Below are 16745 nucleotides of genomic sequence, written 5' to 3'. Positions count from 1 at the left end.
CAGAAGGGAGGTCGGATATCGGTATGATTTTTCCAACTAAACGGTTGAAAAAGCTGTTCCACCTCATTCATGGTGAAGGGCATGAACAGGCTTGGACGAGCCAAGCACTTGCAGACAGACTAGAGGTTACGGTGCGTACCATTCGGGATGATCTGAAAAAGTTGGATCATATCCTTGCTGGGCATGGTGGGAGCCTGGAATCCAAGCGTGGGCGGGGTTATTCCATTCGTGTGCATGATGCGAAGCGGTATACTGAGCTGTTGGAGGAACGGAAGGATGATCGGCAAAAAGGTGCGCCAGTACCTGGATCGCCTGATGAGCGTATCCGGTATGAATTGTTCAAGCTGCTTGGTGAACCGGGTCATATCAAGATGGAAGACCTCGCTGATCAGCTGTTTATAAGCCGTGCAACAATGAACAATGATCTGAAAATCATTCGTCAAATTCTGGAGAACTACCAGCTTCAGCTTCAGATCAAGCCAGGACATGGTGTGAAGGTCGTCGGAGACGAGCACAGGTTCCGCTATTGTCTTGCCGAGTACGCCGATGCGCGAGATGAAGAATTGGGACCGGAGGGAATGACTGCTGCACAGGAACGTTTGCTGTATCCAATCGAACCTGCGCACATCCGAGAGATCGTTATTCACCATGTAGGCCAACAGGATGTTCGTATTGCAGATGTGGCACTGAAAGATTTGATTACGCATCTGGCTGTTATGGTACTACGTATTAAGCAGGGACATGAACTGGAGCAATTCGAGAAAGTGGAGGCCAATGTTCAGGATCAGCAACTTGCACAGCAGATTATTCAGGACTTGGAGTCGTTATATTCCATTCATTGTCCAGTCGGAGAGCGAGATTATCTATTGCTTCATATTGTCAGCAAAAAAATGACCGCTACCGATTGGAATGGACTACGAAGTGACCCATTATATGTTGCTGTACAGCAGATGCTGGGTCATATCTATGATCGGTACACCTATGATCTGCGTGATGATGAACGCTTGCCAAATGATCTGTATGCCCATCTGAAACCCATGATTACTCGCCTGGAACATGGCATGAATATGCGGAATCCACTGCTGGGACATATACGTAAATATTATCCACTCGCCTATGAGATTACGATAAGTGCAGTGAAACAGCTACAGACATACGTACCTCATGAAATCAATGACAGTGAGATTGGTTACCTGGCTCTTCATATTGGTGCAGCATTGGAACGTAAATACCAGATTCCTCATCGCAAACGGAAATCCGTATTACTCGTCTGTGGGTCAGGATACGGCACAGCTCGTATTCTTGAATCCAGATTGCGTTCTTTATTTGCAGAGCTGGAGGTCTCACGTGTAGTTTCGCTACGGGAGTACGAGGAGATGGGGAGTGTGCCCGAAGATTTGGTCATTTCCACGATCCGGTTACGGGAGTCCAAAGGCAAGCCGTCAGCTGTCATTGCTGCGATTCCATCGGAACGAGACATGGCAACGATCACTCATCTGGTGCGAACTAGTGATGAGCAGGAGGAAATGACGCTACTACGTTACTTTGATCCAGCGTTGTTCATGTTTCGGTCCGATCAGCCTGACAAAATGACACTTATGGCTGAGATGAGCGGAGCGCTGTTGGAGAAGGGAATCGTGACGGAGCAATTCTGGCCAGCTGTGCAGGAGCGGGAAAAGATGGCTTCAACCGCGCTTGGAAGAGGTATGGCGATTCCGCATCCCATGGAGCTGAGTTCAACTCGTACGACCGTATCGGTATGTCTGCTCGAGAAGCCGATTCCGTGGGATGAGGAGAATGAAGTACATGCTGTATTTATGTTATCTATCTGCAAAGAGGATTACGAACAGGCGATGGGGATCTATGATCTGTTTGTAGAATTGATCCGGCAGGAGGAGAAGTTGGAAAGCCTGCGCTCCTGTGGCAGCTTCGATGCCTTTGCCCAACTTGTATGTGAAACGTTGAGTCTAAAAAGTACCGAAGCGTATTAATATATAAGTTCACTAAGGATAATTCGACTGACACTCCGATGACAGAATAACCTTCCGATCGCTGTTAACCCCAGATTTTTCTGATCCCCTTTTCGAAAGGGAAAAACCGTCCTTCATCAGATTTGTCTGATAAAGGACGGTTTTTATTCGTTTACACAAACTATTGATTAAATATGTTTGGATATGACTTCTTCCAGTCCTTGAGCGACAGAATGCGCCCCTCGCGCCAGATGTCTTTCATACAGATGCAGGCGGACAAAGCTCTCATCCGTACCCATCGCTTCCGAGAATATTCCACTGAGCCCACGAGCGCGGCGATCGATCTGTAATAGCAGCTCCAGCGAATCGCCCATGGGATAGAACAGCACTTCCAACTCATCCAGATGCCCACGAAACTTGTTTGTTGGTACAAATTCGAATTCCTGCACAAATGGCAGATTACCGCCCAGCTTCGGCGCATAGTCATTGGTTACTTCACGGAGCTTGAAACCAAGGATATCAATTGCATCGAGCACGGTGTTCATGTCTTTGCTAGGAACAACATGCAGTCTGTCCCGGTCTGAGGGGTCTACAGCACTTGAAATATCGAGGCCCGTCTCCACCCATACCTCTGCACGATGCAGTGTAATTGGCAGATTTTCTGGGAGGTCAAATGAAAAGTCTTTCTCCAATTTGGCTCCAGGCTGTAAGGTGAAACCTTCGGTGAGCAGATATTTGGCTATGACGGCTGTTTCTTTTACTTTACGATCATCGTGCTCCCGTATGTAATGGGTTTTGATTGAAAGATAGATTCGATCTACGTTCTGTTCCACATCTCCACCTTCAATGTACACAACCCCCGAGATGATTCCTCCAGGCGTGACCTCTGGTGTATGCAATTCCGTATTTACTTTGGCTGCTCCAACACCTACACTGGCTAACATTTTCTTGAAAAATGACATGCGCTCAACCTCCAGATCAGATGGTTTATTTTATGGGATACATACGGCTTCGACCTTAATACGGAAGCTGGAAGAGAAGCGTTTCATATTTTAGTAAAGATATATCGCATATCCAAACAGGAGAATCGACTTACCTATGTCGAATGTTTAAATAAAGGGAATTTTTGTCAGGGGGAACTCTATGAGCATGGAATGGTACGATATGATTGCACAACGTAATGGGGGATACAAGGGTAGGGCTTTGTATACGCTGGAAGGTAACTCTGCTGAAGATATTTTTGAAGAGCGGTTGATTAAGCTTCTGCCTCAGTATACATCCGTGCTCGATGCAGGCTGTGGACATGGGGAGTTTACGTTGAAAATGTCGCAATATACCGATCACATTATAGGGTTTGATAATTCGGAAGAGATGATAAAGATAGCTCGGAACAGTCTTCATTCAAGCACGAAAACAAATGTGAAATTTGTCTGTGTAAGCACAAAAGAAAAGATGCCATTTGAAGATAAGCAATTTGGTCTGATCTATGATCGCAGAGGTCCAACTTCCATTATTGAGCATGGGAGATTGCTACAAAAGGGTGGAGTTATGATTGGTATTCATACGGATATAACAAAGGTACGTGAGCGTTTGGAAAGAAATGCTTTTAAGGAGATCAAGATTGAGGAATATAACGAGGCACTTATGATTTTTTCAGATGAAAAAGAGTTTGCCATCTTTCTCTCCGATATCCCCGGAAACCCGGATTATACACAGCCTGAGTACCGGGAACAGCTGGAAGTCAAGCTGAAGGAGAACCAGGTTGATGGTAGAATTGCTGTAAGAGAATGCAAGTATATCTGGCAGGCCATAAGGAGCTGAAGTAGATTGAACACAGAATTTTCAGAACAAAAATATGGTGAAACGGGTGTCAAAACCAGCTTCGAGCAGATGGCAAACGGGAAACAAAAATATAAAATGATAGCAGAAGATGGCAGTTATTATTGTAGCGATACATACCATCAAGCATGGATTGAACACCTCCAGTGATTGGATGGCATCCCCTGAGTTGGATAGGTTAACTCAATCTTTAACAGAGAAGGAGCTACTCCAGAAGTATGATTAATTAGATGGGAGGATCAGACAGATGCGTAAAAGTACAATATTTTGGATTACGGGAGTAACGATAATTCTCTTGGTGACTCTGCTCATATACAGCTATGTTATTCCAAGTGTGAGTGCCCAGGATGTTGTGATGGCAGGCACAATCAGGCAGATTGATACGGATGTAGTTGAGGTAGAGTTAGAGATAACGCGAAAAAGAGAAGACAAGGACCAGCATATGGTGTATCCCGTTGTCCCTGGATGGGAAGGGGTCACATTCACTGAAGAACAAGATGATGCGTGGTACATGCCTCCGTCTGTTGGCAGCTCCTATCTTGATCAAGTCATTCTGGAAAAGTATCTGAAGGCGCAGGGGAAAACCATGAAATCAGCTGATAATCTGATAGGATTTGCGATACCTGATGAGATAGGGAGCTACAAGTTGCGGTTAACGCTCAGATCTTTGGATGGAACGACTCAGCCGCTTGAGAATCCCGTGGTGTATTATGTTCACAACGAGCATTTGTTAGGGAAGGATCTGAGTTGGGTTACGAGTGAGAATCTGGAGATCAATAAGGAGTAATCAGAATGATGAATGTATATGAATCGAATGAAATCACTGTACGTTTCTTGGACACAGAAGATGAACAACATCTGGTGAAGTGGCTGTCAGACCCGGAAGTTCTTCAATACTATGAAGGGCGTGATCGGCCGCATGATCTGGAACAGGTGAGAGAGCATTTTTACAATCAGAAAGATGGTGCTACTCGTTGTATCGTTGAGTATGGAGGACATCCGATTGGATACATTCAGTTCTATGAGCTTGAGGAAGAAGAGCGAACGGAGTATGGTTATGGAGACACGGATGAGATCATCTATGGAACGGATCAGTTTATTGGTGAGGTAGAATACTGGAATAAAGGCATTGGTACACAGTTGATGCAATCCATGCTTGCTTATCTGATTAATGAAAAACAAGCCCGTAAAGTGGTTATGGACCCTCAATCCTGGAACTTAAGGGCGATATCCTGTTACGAGAAATGTGGTTTCCAAAAGATTAAGCTGATGGAGAAACATGAGCAGCACGAAGGACAGATGCGAGACTGTTGGCTTATGGAATATGCCCTGTAGATCCTGTTTAAAGTTATTTGAATCATATAAACAAGGAGGAATAATGGATGGATGAAAGATTTCCGATAGGACCATTTGTACACACGGGTGAAGTTACTTTGGCACAGCGGGAGAAGTGGATTCAGGACATTGCTGAGTTGCCTGAACGCGCACGAGAAGCGGTAAAGGGACTGAGTGAAGAGCAATTAAGTCTGCCGTATCGAGAAGGTGGATGGATGCTCAAACAGGTTATTCACCACATGGCAGACAGCCATATGAACAGTATGATTCGTTTCAAGTTGGCACTGACAGAGGATACACCAACGATTCGGCCTTATTATGAAGAGCGCTGGGCTGAACTGAGTGATTCACGAGACCTGGATGTCGAATTCTCGCTTCAGATTCTGGATGCCCTCCATCGTCGTTGGGTGTTTCTGTTAAACGCGCTGACAGATGCAGATTATGCCAAACAGTTTTATCATCCCTCATCGGAAGAAACGACAAGACTGGATTACAATCTGGGCATGTATGCTTGGCATGGCAAACACCATGTTGCTCACATCACATCGCTTCGGGATAGATTGGGAATATAGCTATTAGAAATATCTTTTAAGGAGGATTCATCAATGAGTGTACATATCAGACTATTAAATGAGAACGATCCTGTAATCATATCAAAGGCGTTTCAGGAGCAGGGTTGGGGGAGATCCCCTGAGCAGTATCTTCATTACTTGGCTGAACAACAGAATGGGGAACGCGTAACCTTGGTAGCCGAGTTGAATGGAGAATTTGCCGGATACGTGAATGTATTGTGGAATTCCAGCTACCCGTCTTTCAGGGAACAAGGCATTCCCGAAATTAACGATTTTAATGTACTAATGAAGTTCCAGCGCCAAGGTATTGGTTCACGGTTGATGGACCGAGCAGAGGAAGTTATTCTGGAACGAACGGATGTAGCAGGCATTGGTGTAGGTGTGTTTTCCGATTATGGCAAAGCGCAAGTTCTATATGCCCATCGCGGGTACATACCAGACGGTCACGGTGTATACAAACATGATCATTACATTCAGCCGGGTGAAGAAACGATTATGGACGACGATGTTGTACTTTATCTTACGAAGAAGTTAAAAGCCACGCAATAATTTCATAATATATACAATATGAAAGATGTCATGTATATTAGTTGTAAATATCTGTTATGTGTGACTGGCGTAAACGTGGAGTGAACCACGAGGGAGCACATATATTATATGCCGTACGCCTGGGCAAAGTGTTTGATCTTTTGATCAAACACTTTATTTATTATTCAGGGAACGAAAGGACTGGTGGCGGCAATGAAAATGGCGTTTGTTTTATTTGATGGAATGACAAGCATGGATTTAGCTGGATTTTATGAAGCTGTGACTTGGCTAGCGATTCTGAAAGCAAAGGAAAACGTATCATGGACATTCTGCGCAGATAAGGAGGAAATTTCGGATGACCGTGGGCTGAAAATGAAATCCGATGCAGTATTACCTCATCTAGGGGATTTTGACCTAGTATTTTTTCCTGGTGGATTATCAACTAGAACGCTTCGATTTGATGAGGATTTTATGCGATGGGTCCGAACGGCAGAAAATGTCACATATAAAACATCTATTTGTACCGGGGCTTTACTGTTGGGGGCAGCAGGTTTCCTGAATGGAAAAAGGGCTACTACCAACTCATCTGCTTATGATTTATTGAATCCTTATTGTGCAGAAGTGATCTCAGCGCGTGTAGTGCGTGATGGTAATACGGTAACGGGTGCGGGGGTTACGGCTTCCATTGACCTGGGACTATACTTGGTCGAAATGTTAACGTCTACGGAGATCGTCCTTCAAGTTCAACAAAAACTAGAGTATCCATATTATGAAGCTGGTAACTTAAAAGATGTCTACATGCACACTAAGGGTAGGGGATAAAAAGATGACTATTCGCCTTTTTCAAGCGATTGATCAACCAGCAGTGCTGAAAATGATGACGGATCATGATTTTCAATTCCCTTCGTTTATACGCGATCAGTATCCTGCGCGCTGGGATTTATTTTTAAAAATGACGGATGAACGTATCAGTGCTTATTATGTCATGGTTGACGAAGCAGATGTTGTCATAGGTCATGCTGGTTATATCTTTCATCCTACTGTTAACCGATATGAAATCGTTGGCGTTGTTACATGCAAATCACACCTTCGACAGGGAGTAGCACGTGGACTAATTACAAAAATATGTATAAAAATAGCTGAATTCGGCAGTGGTGATGTCATGCTTTACACACTTGATCATGAAGAAAATGAAGCAGCGCTCCTATTTTATGAACGAATGAATTTTCAAAAAGAAGGTGTTGATATGAACTATTATACCTCGGGGTTTCATAGACTTTCACTTGTTAAAACATTATAAGGAAACTTCAAAAAACTAATTGTAGTGGAAGCATAAAAGTGTACTTCAGTTTAAGTTGCATGGACTTGCAAAGAAAGATGATCAAAAAGCTGTCCTGCATGTTATACTCTATTGGAATTTGAGGAATGATAAGCAGGATGTTAAGAGATTAGATGATCAGAGGAGTGAATGATGCATGTTTAGCAAAGTCGGCCAGATTATGTTGTATGTCAACAATCAGGATGAATCACTGGCATTTTGGACGGAAGTTGCAGGATTCCACATTGTGGATGAAGTAAACCTTGACGAGGGCATGAGATGGATTGAGATTGCGCCTACCGCAGACTCGCAGACAAGCATTATACTCCATGACAAAGAGTTCGTTGAACGGATGTCGGCGGGTGTAAATCTGGGCACACCTTCGTTAATGTTCTTCACCGAAAATCTGGATCAGTTATATGCCGACTTGGCTGGTAAACATGTAACGGTGGGAGAGATTGTCGAGATGCCAACGGGGCGTGTCTTCAACTTTGCTGATAACGAAGGGAATTACTTTGCAGTTTTGGAACGGGCGAAGTAAGTTACAACACAAAACCCCAACAAAAAAACGATCGACATTCATGTCGGTCGTTTTTTTGTTGGGAAAAAGCTTATGTTTTGGAGTAGAAAAACGCAAGAAAAATAGAGAACTACTGGGTAAAAATGTTATAATAGAGTGTGGCTGATTTATTGAAAATGACGAGGAGTGAATAGTCTGAAATGAAGGTTTGAATGGAGCAGTTAAGGAGGAATGTGGTTGTGGAAAAGACGATTAAAAGTGTACAGGATCTATATGATATGCTCGATGCGGATTTCAGATCTGCCAAGCAGTTTTGGGAACCTTTCTATGAGGATCGGAACAGACCAATCCCCTTTTTCCCAAACAAACCGGATGAGAATCTGGTAGCGCATGTGAACGAAGGTGTGCTGAGCGGCGGCAAGGCACTGGAACTGGGGTGTGGCCCGGGCAGAAATGCGTTGTATTTAACCCGCCAAGGATATCAGGTAGATGCTTATGATCTTTCGGAGACAGCTATTGCTTGGGCTAAAGAGAGGGCGGCAGAGGAGCAACTGGACGTGCATTTTGAATGTCGATCTGTGTTCGAATTATCCCCAGAGCAAGAATATGATCTTGTCTACGACTCGGGTTGTCTGCACCATCTGTTGCCACATCAGCGCATTCCCTACATAGAGATGATCCACAATGCACTCCGGCCTGGAGGATACTTTGGAATGACTTGTTTTGCTCCTGGTTTTGGCGATATTGGTGGGCCTGAGATCGTTATGAATGATTGGCAGGTGTATCAAGAGAAGTCGATGCGCGGTGGTCTTGCGTTCACGGAGGAGAAGCTTCGCTACATGCTGGAAGATGGCTTTGAATGTGTGGAGTTCCGTGCAATGAAGTCGCTGGAGCAACATGAACCGTATTTTGGTGTACCTTTTCTCTGGGCCACGTTGTGGAGAAAGAAAAACTCGTAAGAATAGTGAAATAAACATGCATTGAAAATAGAGGAGGAGTGGTATCGGAATGGGAACAGAAACAGGAAAAAGACACTTTATTATTACAGGCACATCCAAAGGGATCGGTTTACAACTTGCAGAGTTATTATTGGCTAAGGGGGATTACGTTTACGGTATTTCACGCGGGGGTTCGGATCTGTTGGAATCAAGCGAGGAATGGAGCGGGCGTTACCGCCATGTTCAGTATGATCTTGCCGACCTGAATGGGATCGATGATTTGATTACACGCATATTGGACCAAATACCTTCTCAGGAAGCTGAATTCATTGGACTCATTAATAATGCAGCGATGCTGGAGCCTCTAAAACCTATCGATCAATGCAGTGCGGCAGAGATAAGTCAGAGTCTTAACATCAGCCTCGCAGCACCAATGATATTGAGTTCCTCTTTTATTCAACAAACAAATCACCTGTCCGCCAGACGTAAAATTGTCAATCTCTCATCGGGTTCGGGAAGTTATCCCGCGCCTTCAATGGCAGTGTACTGTACATCGAAGGCAGGGATGAACATGTTCACCCAATGCGTATCTTTGGAACAAACGGGTCAACAGAACCCTGTTGAGATTATTGCTTTTGATCCGGGGATGGTCGATACGGAATTGCAGGCTGTTGCACGAGGCAAAAGTGCAGAGGAGTTCGCTCTTGCAGGTATGTTCAATCAAGTATATGAAGCAGGACAATTAAGATCGCCACGAGACGTAGCGATGCAGTTGATCGAGCGGATGGACGAAAACAGTGATGCAAGCCATGGTACACACACTGTTGAGAGCTAATAGGATATACGTATTTCGGCTTGTTATCTTTACGAAGTATGGATACCTTTTGATATAAGCCCAACTTCCCTGTACACTGGAATCAGCGATCGGAAGAACGATACGTTACGGTAAAGGTGATCCTGCAACAACGGAGTCTAATTACCTTATTCAACCTTAGAAGATCAGAAACGTGGTGAAGTCTCTTGTTTAAAATTATGCTCATTGAAGACGACGAGTCGTTATTCAGTGAAATCAAGGAACGATTGTCCCAATGGTCGTATGACGTGTATGGTGTGCAGGATTTTGGAAAGGTATTGCAGGAGTACAGCGTAATTCAGCCGCAACTGGTCATTATAGATATTCAGTTACCCCAATATGACGGGTTCCATTGGTGCCGGATCATTCGTTCGCACTCCAATGTGCCGATTATCTTTTTGTCCTCACGGGATCATCCTGCGGATATGGTTATGTCCATGCATTTGGGGGCAGACGATTTTATCCAGAAGCCTTTTCATTTCGATGTATTGATTGCCAAGATCCAAGCGACTTTGCGGAGGGTGTATAACTATAATACAGAGCATATTGAACTTCGAACCTGGCGCGGTGCCACTATTGAGTATGTGAAAAATATACTGACCTGCGGGGATGAATCTGTCCTGTTGACCAAAAATGAGATGTTCATTCTTAAAGTGCTGGTGGAGCACAAAAATCAGATTGTTACCCGTGAGGATCTCATCCGGAGCTTGTGGGATCATGAGCATTTCGTGAGTGACAATACGCTGACGGTTAACGTTAATCGGTTACGGAAGAAACTTGAACCCATCGGCTTGGAGCGGTACATTGAAACCAAAGTAGGTCAGGGGTACATGGCAACGGAAGAGGCAGAAGCATGATCGGAAAGTACATACGAGAAAGGGCTAGTTGGTTATGGCTACTGGTAAGCATGCAACTTATTATTTTATTGGTGGCCTACCTGGACTCGTCCATTCCATTCCAATCTGTGGTGTATATCGTAGGACTGAATGTAGTGGTATGCCTTGTTTTTATCTGGGCGAGATACCTGAAAGAGACCCGTTTCTATAAAAAGTTGAGCATCTGGGATCATACCTATGATCTGGGAGAACTTGATATCGCCGAAAGTCCATATGAGCAGCTTGTACATGAGGCCGTCAGTTCCCAGACACAGCGGTATCGTAAGGAGTCGTCACATCATTTTATCGCTCTGGAACAGGAGAAGGACGAGATGTTGTCCTGGATTCATGAGGTGAAGACCCCACTGACTGCGTTGCAACTGATGATCGAGCGCTTGCCAGATGACAAGTTACAGAGCCAAATGACATATGAATGGTTACGAATTCATCAGTTGCTGGATCAGCAGCTTCATCAGAAGCGTATTCCGTTTATGCATAATGATCTGTTCATCGAAGAGACGGAACTTGAACCGGTATTGAATAGCGAGATACGAGCACTGAAATCGTGGTGCATTTCCAAAGGCATTGGCTTTGATGTGTCTTTAATGGTATCGTGCGTGCTCACAGACAGCAAATGGTTAGGCTTCATCCTCCGGCAGTTGTTGAGCAATGCGGTGAAATATAGCGATTCATCGGACATCCTCATTGAAAGTTGGGAACAGGATGGACACATCATACTCATTATTCAGGATCACGGGCGAGGGATTGAGACTCAAGATCTGCCGCGTATATTTGATAAAGGATTTACGTCCACCCGAGGCAGAATGGATGGGGCGGCTACCGGGATGGGGCTGTATCTGGTTCGTCAGGTGGTCCAGACGCTTCATGTGAACATTCATGTAGAATCTTCTCTTGGCGAGGGCACAACCGTCACACTTACTTTTCCGCGAAAAAACGACATGGTGCATCTTGCAGGCGTGTGACAACAATGTCACATGCTTTTTGGTTTTGTTCGGTGAATCACACGATAACACTGCACATTCCGCCTATGATATAGACACGAGCATTTTGCAGAAGATCTAAGAGGAGTGAGCGGGAAATGTGGATACTGGAAGCCAAAAAAATTCATAAAGTCTATGGTAATAAATTAAATAAACAGGAAGTGCTGAAGGGAATTGATCTTGGGGTAAGCAAGGGAGAGTTTGTTGGTATTATGGGGCCTTCGGGTTCGGGTAAAACAACGCTGCTTAATGTACTTTCCTCCATTGATCGGGTGAGCCAGGGCACGATTGATATTGAGGGCAAGGAATTCACCGGAATGAAGGAGAAACAGCTGGCTGAGTTCCGCAAACATCATTTGGGCTTTATTTTTCAGGAATATAATCTGCTGGATACCCTTACGGTGAAGGAAAATGTATTATTACCGCTCTCGATTACGAGCATTCCAAAGCAGGAGGCACACCAGAAGTTTGAACAGATCGCACGTGAACTGGGAATCTACGAATTGAAAGACAAGTATCCATCTGAGATTTCAGGGGGTCAGAAGCAGCGGACTTCGGCAGCACGAGCATTTGTCCACGAGCCGAGTATCATTTTTGCGGATGAGCCGACAGGAGCGCTGGATTCCAAGTCCGCTTCGGATCTTCTCGGCAAGTTAAGTGATATGAACAGCGCACGAAAAGCGACTATTATTATGGTTACCCATGATCCGGTTGCCGCAAGTTATTGCAGCAGAGTGATCTTTATTCGAGACGGTCAGATCTACACCCAGTTGAATAAAGGAGACGAGTCACGGCAATCGTTCTTCAACGATATTATCAAAACCCAGGGCGTATTGGGTGGTGTGCAGCAATGAGCTTGAATTATATTATCTTCCGCAATCTCAGGAAAAATCTGAAGAATTATTATCTCTATGTATTTGCGCTTGTGTTCAGTGTGGCCTTGTATTTTTCCTTTGTGACGTTACAGTATGATCCTTCCATGGATGAGGTGGCTGCTTCAACAAAAGGTGCGGCGGCTATAGGCGCATCTTCGGTATTATTAATCTTTATTGTCGGCATTTTTTTGCTCTATGCCAATACGATCTTTATCAAGCGGCGTAGCAAAGAAATTGGATTATTTCAATTGATCGGACTGACAAAAGGCAGAATTTTTGGTATTTTGAGTGCGGAGAACAGTATCCTTTATTTTGGCTCCATGGCTATTGGTGTGTTAATTGGGTTTCTTGCGTCCAAGCTGGTATTGATGATATTGTTCAAAATTCTCGGTGTGGATGCGATTACGAAACTGTATTTCTCTCCGATGGCACTGATGCAAACGGTGATTGTCTTTACGATAATGTATTTGCTCATCATGCTGATGAACTACATCTTTATCAAGGGGCAGAGTATTCTCTCACTCTTTCGGGTGTCTGCCACTTCGGAGCAGCAGGTGCAGAAGATGTCTGTCGGACAGATGATTGTTGGCGTCTTGGGCATTGCTCTGATTGTGTATGGATACTTCATGTCTGCACGGCTGTTCAGCGGTGAGGCAATGGATATGCAGCAGTTGATGTATACGATGATCCTGATTCTCTTCTCGGTCATACTGGGGACATACCTGTTCTATAAGGGTTCGGTAAGTTTTATCTTTAATCTGATTCGCAAAAGTAAAAACGGATACCTATCCATTCATGAGGTGTTGTCTTTATCTTCAATCATGTTCCGCATGAAGTCCAATGCATTGCTGCTTACAATTATTACAACCGTATCGGCGCTTGCTATTGGCATGCTGTCACTCAGTTACATTTCGTATTATTCCGCAGAGGCTCAGGCGAAAGAAAGCTTGCCGGAGGATTTCTCTTTTGCTCAGGTTGAGGTGAAAAATCGCTTTGTAACGGATTTGGAACACAAACAGATTCCATATGAAGAGAAGCATAGACAGCCCATTTATATTGAAATTGATGCTCATAAAGTGATGGATGAGTCCATGACGGAACAGTACCTGTTCAGTAGTGTGTTGAGTGACAAGATGGTAGATAACATTGATCTGCAACCAGGCGAAGCGGTCTTCATGGGATACGGAAATGCCATTCAGCAGTTGATTTCCATTCAGGAGACAGGTCCAATTGTCTTGCATGGATTGAAGCGAACGCTTGACCAACAACTGATCGGAACCACCCAAAAGGGGGTTCTTCCTGGATACTATTCTGGGGGCACGCCTGTAGCGGTAGTAGATGAAACGGTATACCAGCAGTTGCGGCAGGATCTCGATCCCGAGTTGCAAAAATCCGAGTGGGCGGATTACTATGGTGTACGTATTCTGAATGAGGGGCAGGCTGAAGAGGCATATGCCGTATATAAGGAGCTACAGTTGGAAGCACCGAGCTTCTCCCAGATTGAGTTCAGAAATAACCAACGTAATAATATGGGCTTAATTATGTTCATTGTTGGTTTCCTTGGTTTGACGTTCTTGATTACATCGGGATGTATCCTGTACTTTAAACAAATGAACGAGAGTGAAGAGGAGAAGGACAATTATACCATTCTGCGAAAACTCGGATTTACGCAAGGCAATCTGTTGCGTGGAATTCAGATCAAGCAGTTGTTTAACTTTGGTATTCCGCTTATGGTGGGGTTGAGTCATAGTTACTTTGCCGTGAAATCAGGTTGGTTTTTCTTTGGTACGGAGCTGGCGACACCTACGGTCATTGTCATGATAGTCTATACATTGTTATATTCGATCTTTGGTCTGTTGTCTGTGTGGTACTATAAACGGGTGATTAAGGAAGCTTTGTAGAATTGGGATCACGAGTATGCTGATATAGCAAAATAGGTTGAGTAAAGGGCAGCTGTATTGTTTACAGACTGCCCTTTTTTCTTGCAGAAATAAATATAGCTTTATGAAAAAAAGGATGATTATGGAATTGAGTCGAAATGATGATAGAGTCCATGCTTCTGATTCATGTATAACGGTGAAACGAGAGGAGTGGAGTAGCGTGCCTGGAGTTCTATATGCCTCGAAGAAAGAGTTAAGTGAGACGATTCGACGCACCTATGAATTGTTTGAGGGTGAGTTCAATGACATCCATAACAGCGACAAAGATAAGTGGGTTGAAGGTGTGGACAAGACGCCTGCCCAGATGATCGCCTACCAGTTAGGATGGATGAACCTGGTGATGGATTGGGAGCGAAATGAACAGTTGGGAAATGAATTCCATATGCCGGCACCAGGATATAAATGGAACCAACTAGGGTCATTAAATGAGTCATTTTACGAAAAGTATTCAGGTTGTACGCTGGAGGAGTTACGCTCATTGTTTCGGGAGACAGAACAACAATGGCAGAACTGGATTGACTCCCTTAGTGAAGAGGACTTATTTGTACAAGGGATGAGACAGTGGACGGGAACAAAGCCCAGGTGGGCTATGGTGAAATGGATCCAGATTAATTCGGTAGCTCCTTTTAAATCCTTTCGGACCCGATTACGTAAATGGAAAAAAGGTCACTTAGCCAACATGGATGAGGGGAGAATGGGTGTCTAATGAATCTGGCAAATAAAATCACGTTGGCTAGAATCGCGTTGATTCCATTGTGTATGATCTGTTTTCTCAATCAGCAAAGCGTGATGATTGCACTAATTATATTTGCAGTAGCGGCAGGTACGGATAAATTGGATGGATATGTGGCGAGGAAATATAACCAAATCACGAATCTGGGAAAGTTGCTTGATCCACTGGCGGATAAACTGGTTGATTGCGGTTGCGCTGGTCATGATGGTTCAGGAGAATATGATCAGTTCATGGATTGCTGTAATCATTATAGGACGTGAAATCGTCATTACTGCATTGCGAATGGTAGCGACAGAACAGGGCATTGCTCTTGCAGCGGATCGATATGGTAAGATCAAAATGGTGCTTCAGGTGGCAGCGATCATTGCCATTTTGTTGAATAATGTTCCGTTTAGTTTGCTGACTGATATCAGAGTGGATGTGGCATTGCTATGGGTTGCAACAGGCGTTACTCTCTTATCCGGAATGAATTACATTATCGTAAATTATAAACTGTTGAGATAAAAGGAGTGATTAGGAGATGTCCCAAATAAATATTAATCCAAGTACTTCAGAGGATTCAGAGTATGTTCGCCAGCAACTTATCGCATTTAATGCTGCACATGTGAGTGAGGAATTAAGGCATCGGTACGAAGAACTGAATTTCAATATCAAAAATGAGACTGGCGAGATTGTTGCAGGTGTGCTTAGTACACTTTGCTGGAACTGGCTGGAGGTTGATATTCTTTGGGTGGATTCTGAACAACGGCATCGGGGATATGGTTCACAGTTGTTACTTGAAGTTGAGCGAATTGCGCGAGAGAAATCTTGTGATTTTGTCATGTTGAACACCTTCTCCTATCAAGCACCGGAATTTTACAAGAAACATGGCTACCAATTGATCACAACGATCGAGAATGCACCGACTGGACACAGTCATTATTATTTTAAAAAAGACCTCACTTAAGACAGACAAAGCATGCGAAATAGGAAAAATCAGGAGGGTTATGATGGTTACCATTAAAGGAATCGAACTTGAAGATTTACCGGCACTAAGCCAGCTATACCATGAGTTGATGGGGATGCCTACCAATGAACAGCAGATGAAAAAGATGTTTCATTACATACAGCAGAATGGCCATTATCATGTGCTTGGGGCATTTTACAATGGCAAACTGGTTGGGTCCGTTATGGGGGTTGAGTGTATGGATCTGGTAGGGCCATGCAAACCGTTCATGGTTGTGGAGAATGTGATTGTATCGGATCAGGTACGCAGGCAGGGCATTGGGCAGAGGTTAATGCTCCAGATTGAGCGGATTGCAAAAGATATGGGTTGTGGTTACATGATTCTGGTGTCTGGCGATCAGCGTAAGGAAGCGCATATGTTTTATGAGAAATTAGGTTTCAAGGATGAGAAGGTTCAGGGTTACCGAAAACACTTTAACTAAAGACGCATAAAAGAGAGAGGC

Annotated in this window: 22 protein-coding genes and 1 riboswitch; of the genes, 21 read left to right on the top strand and 1 reads right to left on the bottom strand. The window is 44.1% G+C overall.

The genetic code is table 11. The features are described from left to right. Positions 1-23: 23 nt before the first annotated feature. A complete protein-coding gene (locus tag MHI01_RS10335; protein WP_340983055.1) occupies positions 24-1991 on the top strand; it encodes a BglG family transcription antiterminator in 1968 nt (655 codons plus the stop codon). Positions 1992-2158: 167 nt separating this feature from the next. Here the strand turns inward: MHI01_RS10335 and MHI01_RS10330 are convergent, their stop codons facing one another. After that, on the bottom strand, positions 2159-2932 hold the full coding sequence (locus tag MHI01_RS10330; RefSeq protein ID WP_017689745.1) for a sporulation protein: 774 nt from the start codon (positions 2930-2932) through the stop codon (positions 2159-2161). 181 nt (positions 2933-3113) lie between these two features. Between MHI01_RS10330 and MHI01_RS10325 the strand changes: the two genes are divergently transcribed. From MHI01_RS10325 to MHI01_RS10230, 20 genes are all read left to right on the top strand, one after another. Beyond that, positions 3114-3791: a class I SAM-dependent methyltransferase gene (locus tag MHI01_RS10325; protein WP_340983054.1), complete on the top strand. Its 678-nt coding sequence runs from the start codon at positions 3114-3116 to the stop codon at positions 3789-3791. A 6-nt stretch (positions 3792-3797) separates the two neighbouring features. Continuing rightward, on the top strand, positions 3798-3959 hold the full coding sequence (locus MHI01_RS10320; RefSeq protein WP_340983053.1) for a hypothetical protein: 162 nt from the start codon (positions 3798-3800) through the stop codon (positions 3957-3959). Between the two features lie 97 nt (positions 3960-4056). Further along, complete coding sequence (locus MHI01_RS10315; protein ID WP_076318259.1) at positions 4057-4596, top strand: hypothetical protein; 540 nt, start codon at positions 4057-4059, stop codon at positions 4594-4596. 8 nt (positions 4597-4604) lie between these two features. Then, entirely contained in the window at positions 4605-5144 is a 540-nt protein-coding gene (locus MHI01_RS10310) for a GNAT family N-acetyltransferase (RefSeq protein WP_339191368.1), read from the top strand. Positions 5145-5191: 47 nt separating this feature from the next. Next, entirely contained in the window at positions 5192-5716 is a 525-nt protein-coding gene (locus tag MHI01_RS10305) for a YfiT family bacillithiol transferase (protein WP_036610311.1), read from the top strand. Between the two features lie 33 nt (positions 5717-5749). Then, positions 5750-6265, top strand: a complete 516-nt coding sequence (locus tag MHI01_RS10300) for a GNAT family N-acetyltransferase (protein ID WP_036669607.1) — start codon at positions 5750-5752, stop codon at positions 6263-6265. Positions 6266-6315: 50 nt separating this feature from the next. After that, a riboswitch (ZMP/ZTP riboswitch) is annotated at positions 6316-6397 on the top strand. Positions 6398-6457: 60 nt separating this feature from the next. After that, the gene (locus MHI01_RS10295; RefSeq protein ID WP_340983052.1) at positions 6458-7066 is read left to right on the top strand and encodes a DJ-1/PfpI family protein; all 609 of its coding nucleotides are present in this window, start codon (positions 6458-6460) and stop codon (positions 7064-7066) included. Between the two features lie 4 nt (positions 7067-7070). Beyond that, entirely contained in the window at positions 7071-7544 is a 474-nt protein-coding gene (locus MHI01_RS10290) for a GNAT family N-acetyltransferase (protein WP_340983051.1), read from the top strand. Positions 7545-7719: 175 nt separating this feature from the next. Further along, complete coding sequence (locus tag MHI01_RS10285) at positions 7720-8103, top strand: VOC family protein (RefSeq protein ID WP_076327101.1); 384 nt, start codon at positions 7720-7722, stop codon at positions 8101-8103. A 191-nt stretch (positions 8104-8294) separates the two neighbouring features. Continuing rightward, positions 8295-9041: a class I SAM-dependent methyltransferase gene (locus MHI01_RS10280; RefSeq protein WP_036610302.1), complete on the top strand. Its 747-nt coding sequence runs from the start codon at positions 8295-8297 to the stop codon at positions 9039-9041. Positions 9042-9090: 49 nt separating this feature from the next. Further along, complete coding sequence (locus tag MHI01_RS10275) at positions 9091-9855, top strand: SDR family NAD(P)-dependent oxidoreductase (RefSeq protein ID WP_340983050.1); 765 nt, start codon at positions 9091-9093, stop codon at positions 9853-9855. A gap of 185 nt (positions 9856-10040) precedes the next feature. Then, positions 10041-10730, top strand: coding sequence for a response regulator transcription factor (locus MHI01_RS10270; protein WP_340983049.1), 690 nt, complete (start codon positions 10041-10043; stop codon positions 10728-10730). Further along, positions 10727-11731 (top strand): sensor histidine kinase, encoded by a 1005-nt coding sequence (locus tag MHI01_RS10265; RefSeq protein ID WP_340983048.1) that lies wholly within the window; start codon positions 10727-10729, stop codon positions 11729-11731. The genes MHI01_RS10270 and MHI01_RS10265 overlap by 4 nt, the downstream gene beginning before the upstream one ends. Positions 11732-11847: 116 nt before the next feature. Further along, positions 11848-12603, top strand: coding sequence for an ABC transporter ATP-binding protein (locus tag MHI01_RS10260; protein ID WP_036669625.1), 756 nt, complete (start codon positions 11848-11850; stop codon positions 12601-12603). Beyond that, positions 12600-14525: an ABC transporter permease gene (locus MHI01_RS10255; protein ID WP_340983047.1), complete on the top strand. Its 1926-nt coding sequence runs from the start codon at positions 12600-12602 to the stop codon at positions 14523-14525. Before MHI01_RS10260 ends, MHI01_RS10255 begins: the two co-directional genes overlap by 4 nt. A gap of 199 nt (positions 14526-14724) precedes the next feature. Next, positions 14725-15270, top strand: a complete 546-nt coding sequence (locus tag MHI01_RS10250) for a ClbS/DfsB family four-helix bundle protein (protein ID WP_340983046.1) — start codon at positions 14725-14727, stop codon at positions 15268-15270. Then, entirely contained in the window at positions 15270-15557 is a 288-nt protein-coding gene (locus tag MHI01_RS10245) for a CDP-alcohol phosphatidyltransferase family protein (RefSeq protein WP_340983045.1), read from the top strand. Before MHI01_RS10250 ends, MHI01_RS10245 begins: the two co-directional genes overlap by 1 nt. Further along, complete coding sequence (locus MHI01_RS10240; protein WP_340983044.1) at positions 15478-15801, top strand: CDP-alcohol phosphatidyltransferase family protein; 324 nt, start codon at positions 15478-15480, stop codon at positions 15799-15801. Before MHI01_RS10245 ends, MHI01_RS10240 begins: the two co-directional genes overlap by 80 nt. A 16-nt stretch (positions 15802-15817) precedes the next feature. After that, positions 15818-16243, top strand: a complete 426-nt coding sequence (locus MHI01_RS10235) for a GNAT family N-acetyltransferase (RefSeq protein ID WP_036669633.1) — start codon at positions 15818-15820, stop codon at positions 16241-16243. A gap of 43 nt (positions 16244-16286) precedes the next feature. After that, positions 16287-16724, top strand: coding sequence for a GNAT family N-acetyltransferase (locus MHI01_RS10230; protein ID WP_340983043.1), 438 nt, complete (start codon positions 16287-16289; stop codon positions 16722-16724). Positions 16725-16745: the final 21 nt, after the last annotated feature.

The sequence above is a fragment of the Paenibacillus sp. FSL M7-0656 genome (assembly GCF_038003225.1).
In the GTDB taxonomy this organism is placed as follows: Bacteria; Bacillota; Bacilli; order Paenibacillales; family Paenibacillaceae; genus Paenibacillus; species Paenibacillus amylolyticus.
The sequence above is the reverse complement of the archived record's forward strand: the minus strand, read 5'-3'. Positions and strand labels throughout refer to the sequence as shown.

Bases quoted from the DNA above. Each gene is read 5' to 3' on its own strand.
- MHI01_RS10230 (WP_340983043.1), top strand. From the start codon at position 16,287: ATGGTTACCATTAAAGGAATCGAACTTGAAGATTTACCGGCACTAAGC.
- MHI01_RS10260 (WP_036669625.1), top strand. From the start codon at position 11,848: ATGTGGATACTGGAAGCCAAAAAAATTCATAAAGTCTATGGTAATAAA.
- MHI01_RS10275 (WP_340983050.1), top strand. From the start codon at position 9,091: ATGGGAACAGAAACAGGAAAAAGACACTTTATTATTACAGGCACATCC.
- MHI01_RS10280 (WP_036610302.1), top strand. From the start codon at position 8,295: ATGGAGCAGTTAAGGAGGAATGTGGTTGTGGAAAAGACGATTAAAAGT.
- MHI01_RS10335 (WP_340983055.1), top strand. From the start codon at position 24: ATGATTTTTCCAACTAAACGGTTGAAAAAGCTGTTCCACCTCATTCAT.
- MHI01_RS10255 (WP_340983047.1), top strand. From the start codon at position 12,600: ATGAGCTTGAATTATATTATCTTCCGCAATCTCAGGAAAAATCTGAAG.
- MHI01_RS10285 (WP_076327101.1), top strand. From the start codon at position 7,720: ATGTTTAGCAAAGTCGGCCAGATTATGTTGTATGTCAACAATCAGGAT.
- MHI01_RS10300 (WP_036669607.1), top strand. From the start codon at position 5,750: ATGAGTGTACATATCAGACTATTAAATGAGAACGATCCTGTAATCATA.
- MHI01_RS10330 (WP_017689745.1), bottom strand. From the start codon at position 2,932: ATGTCATTTTTCAAGAAAATGTTAGCCAGTGTAGGTGTTGGAGCAGCC.
- MHI01_RS10290 (WP_340983051.1), top strand. From the start codon at position 7,071: ATGACTATTCGCCTTTTTCAAGCGATTGATCAACCAGCAGTGCTGAAA.
- MHI01_RS10245 (WP_340983045.1), top strand. From the start codon at position 15,270: ATGAATCTGGCAAATAAAATCACGTTGGCTAGAATCGCGTTGATTCCA.
- MHI01_RS10235 (WP_036669633.1), top strand. From the start codon at position 15,818: ATGTCCCAAATAAATATTAATCCAAGTACTTCAGAGGATTCAGAGTAT.
- MHI01_RS10325 (WP_340983054.1), top strand. From the start codon at position 3,114: ATGAGCATGGAATGGTACGATATGATTGCACAACGTAATGGGGGATAC.
- MHI01_RS10305 (WP_036610311.1), top strand. From the start codon at position 5,192: ATGGATGAAAGATTTCCGATAGGACCATTTGTACACACGGGTGAAGTT.
- MHI01_RS10295 (WP_340983052.1), top strand. From the start codon at position 6,458: ATGAAAATGGCGTTTGTTTTATTTGATGGAATGACAAGCATGGATTTA.
- MHI01_RS10265 (WP_340983048.1), top strand. From the start codon at position 10,727: ATGATCGGAAAGTACATACGAGAAAGGGCTAGTTGGTTATGGCTACTG.
- MHI01_RS10315 (WP_076318259.1), top strand. From the start codon at position 4,057: ATGCGTAAAAGTACAATATTTTGGATTACGGGAGTAACGATAATTCTC.
- MHI01_RS10310 (WP_339191368.1), top strand. From the start codon at position 4,605: ATGAATGTATATGAATCGAATGAAATCACTGTACGTTTCTTGGACACA.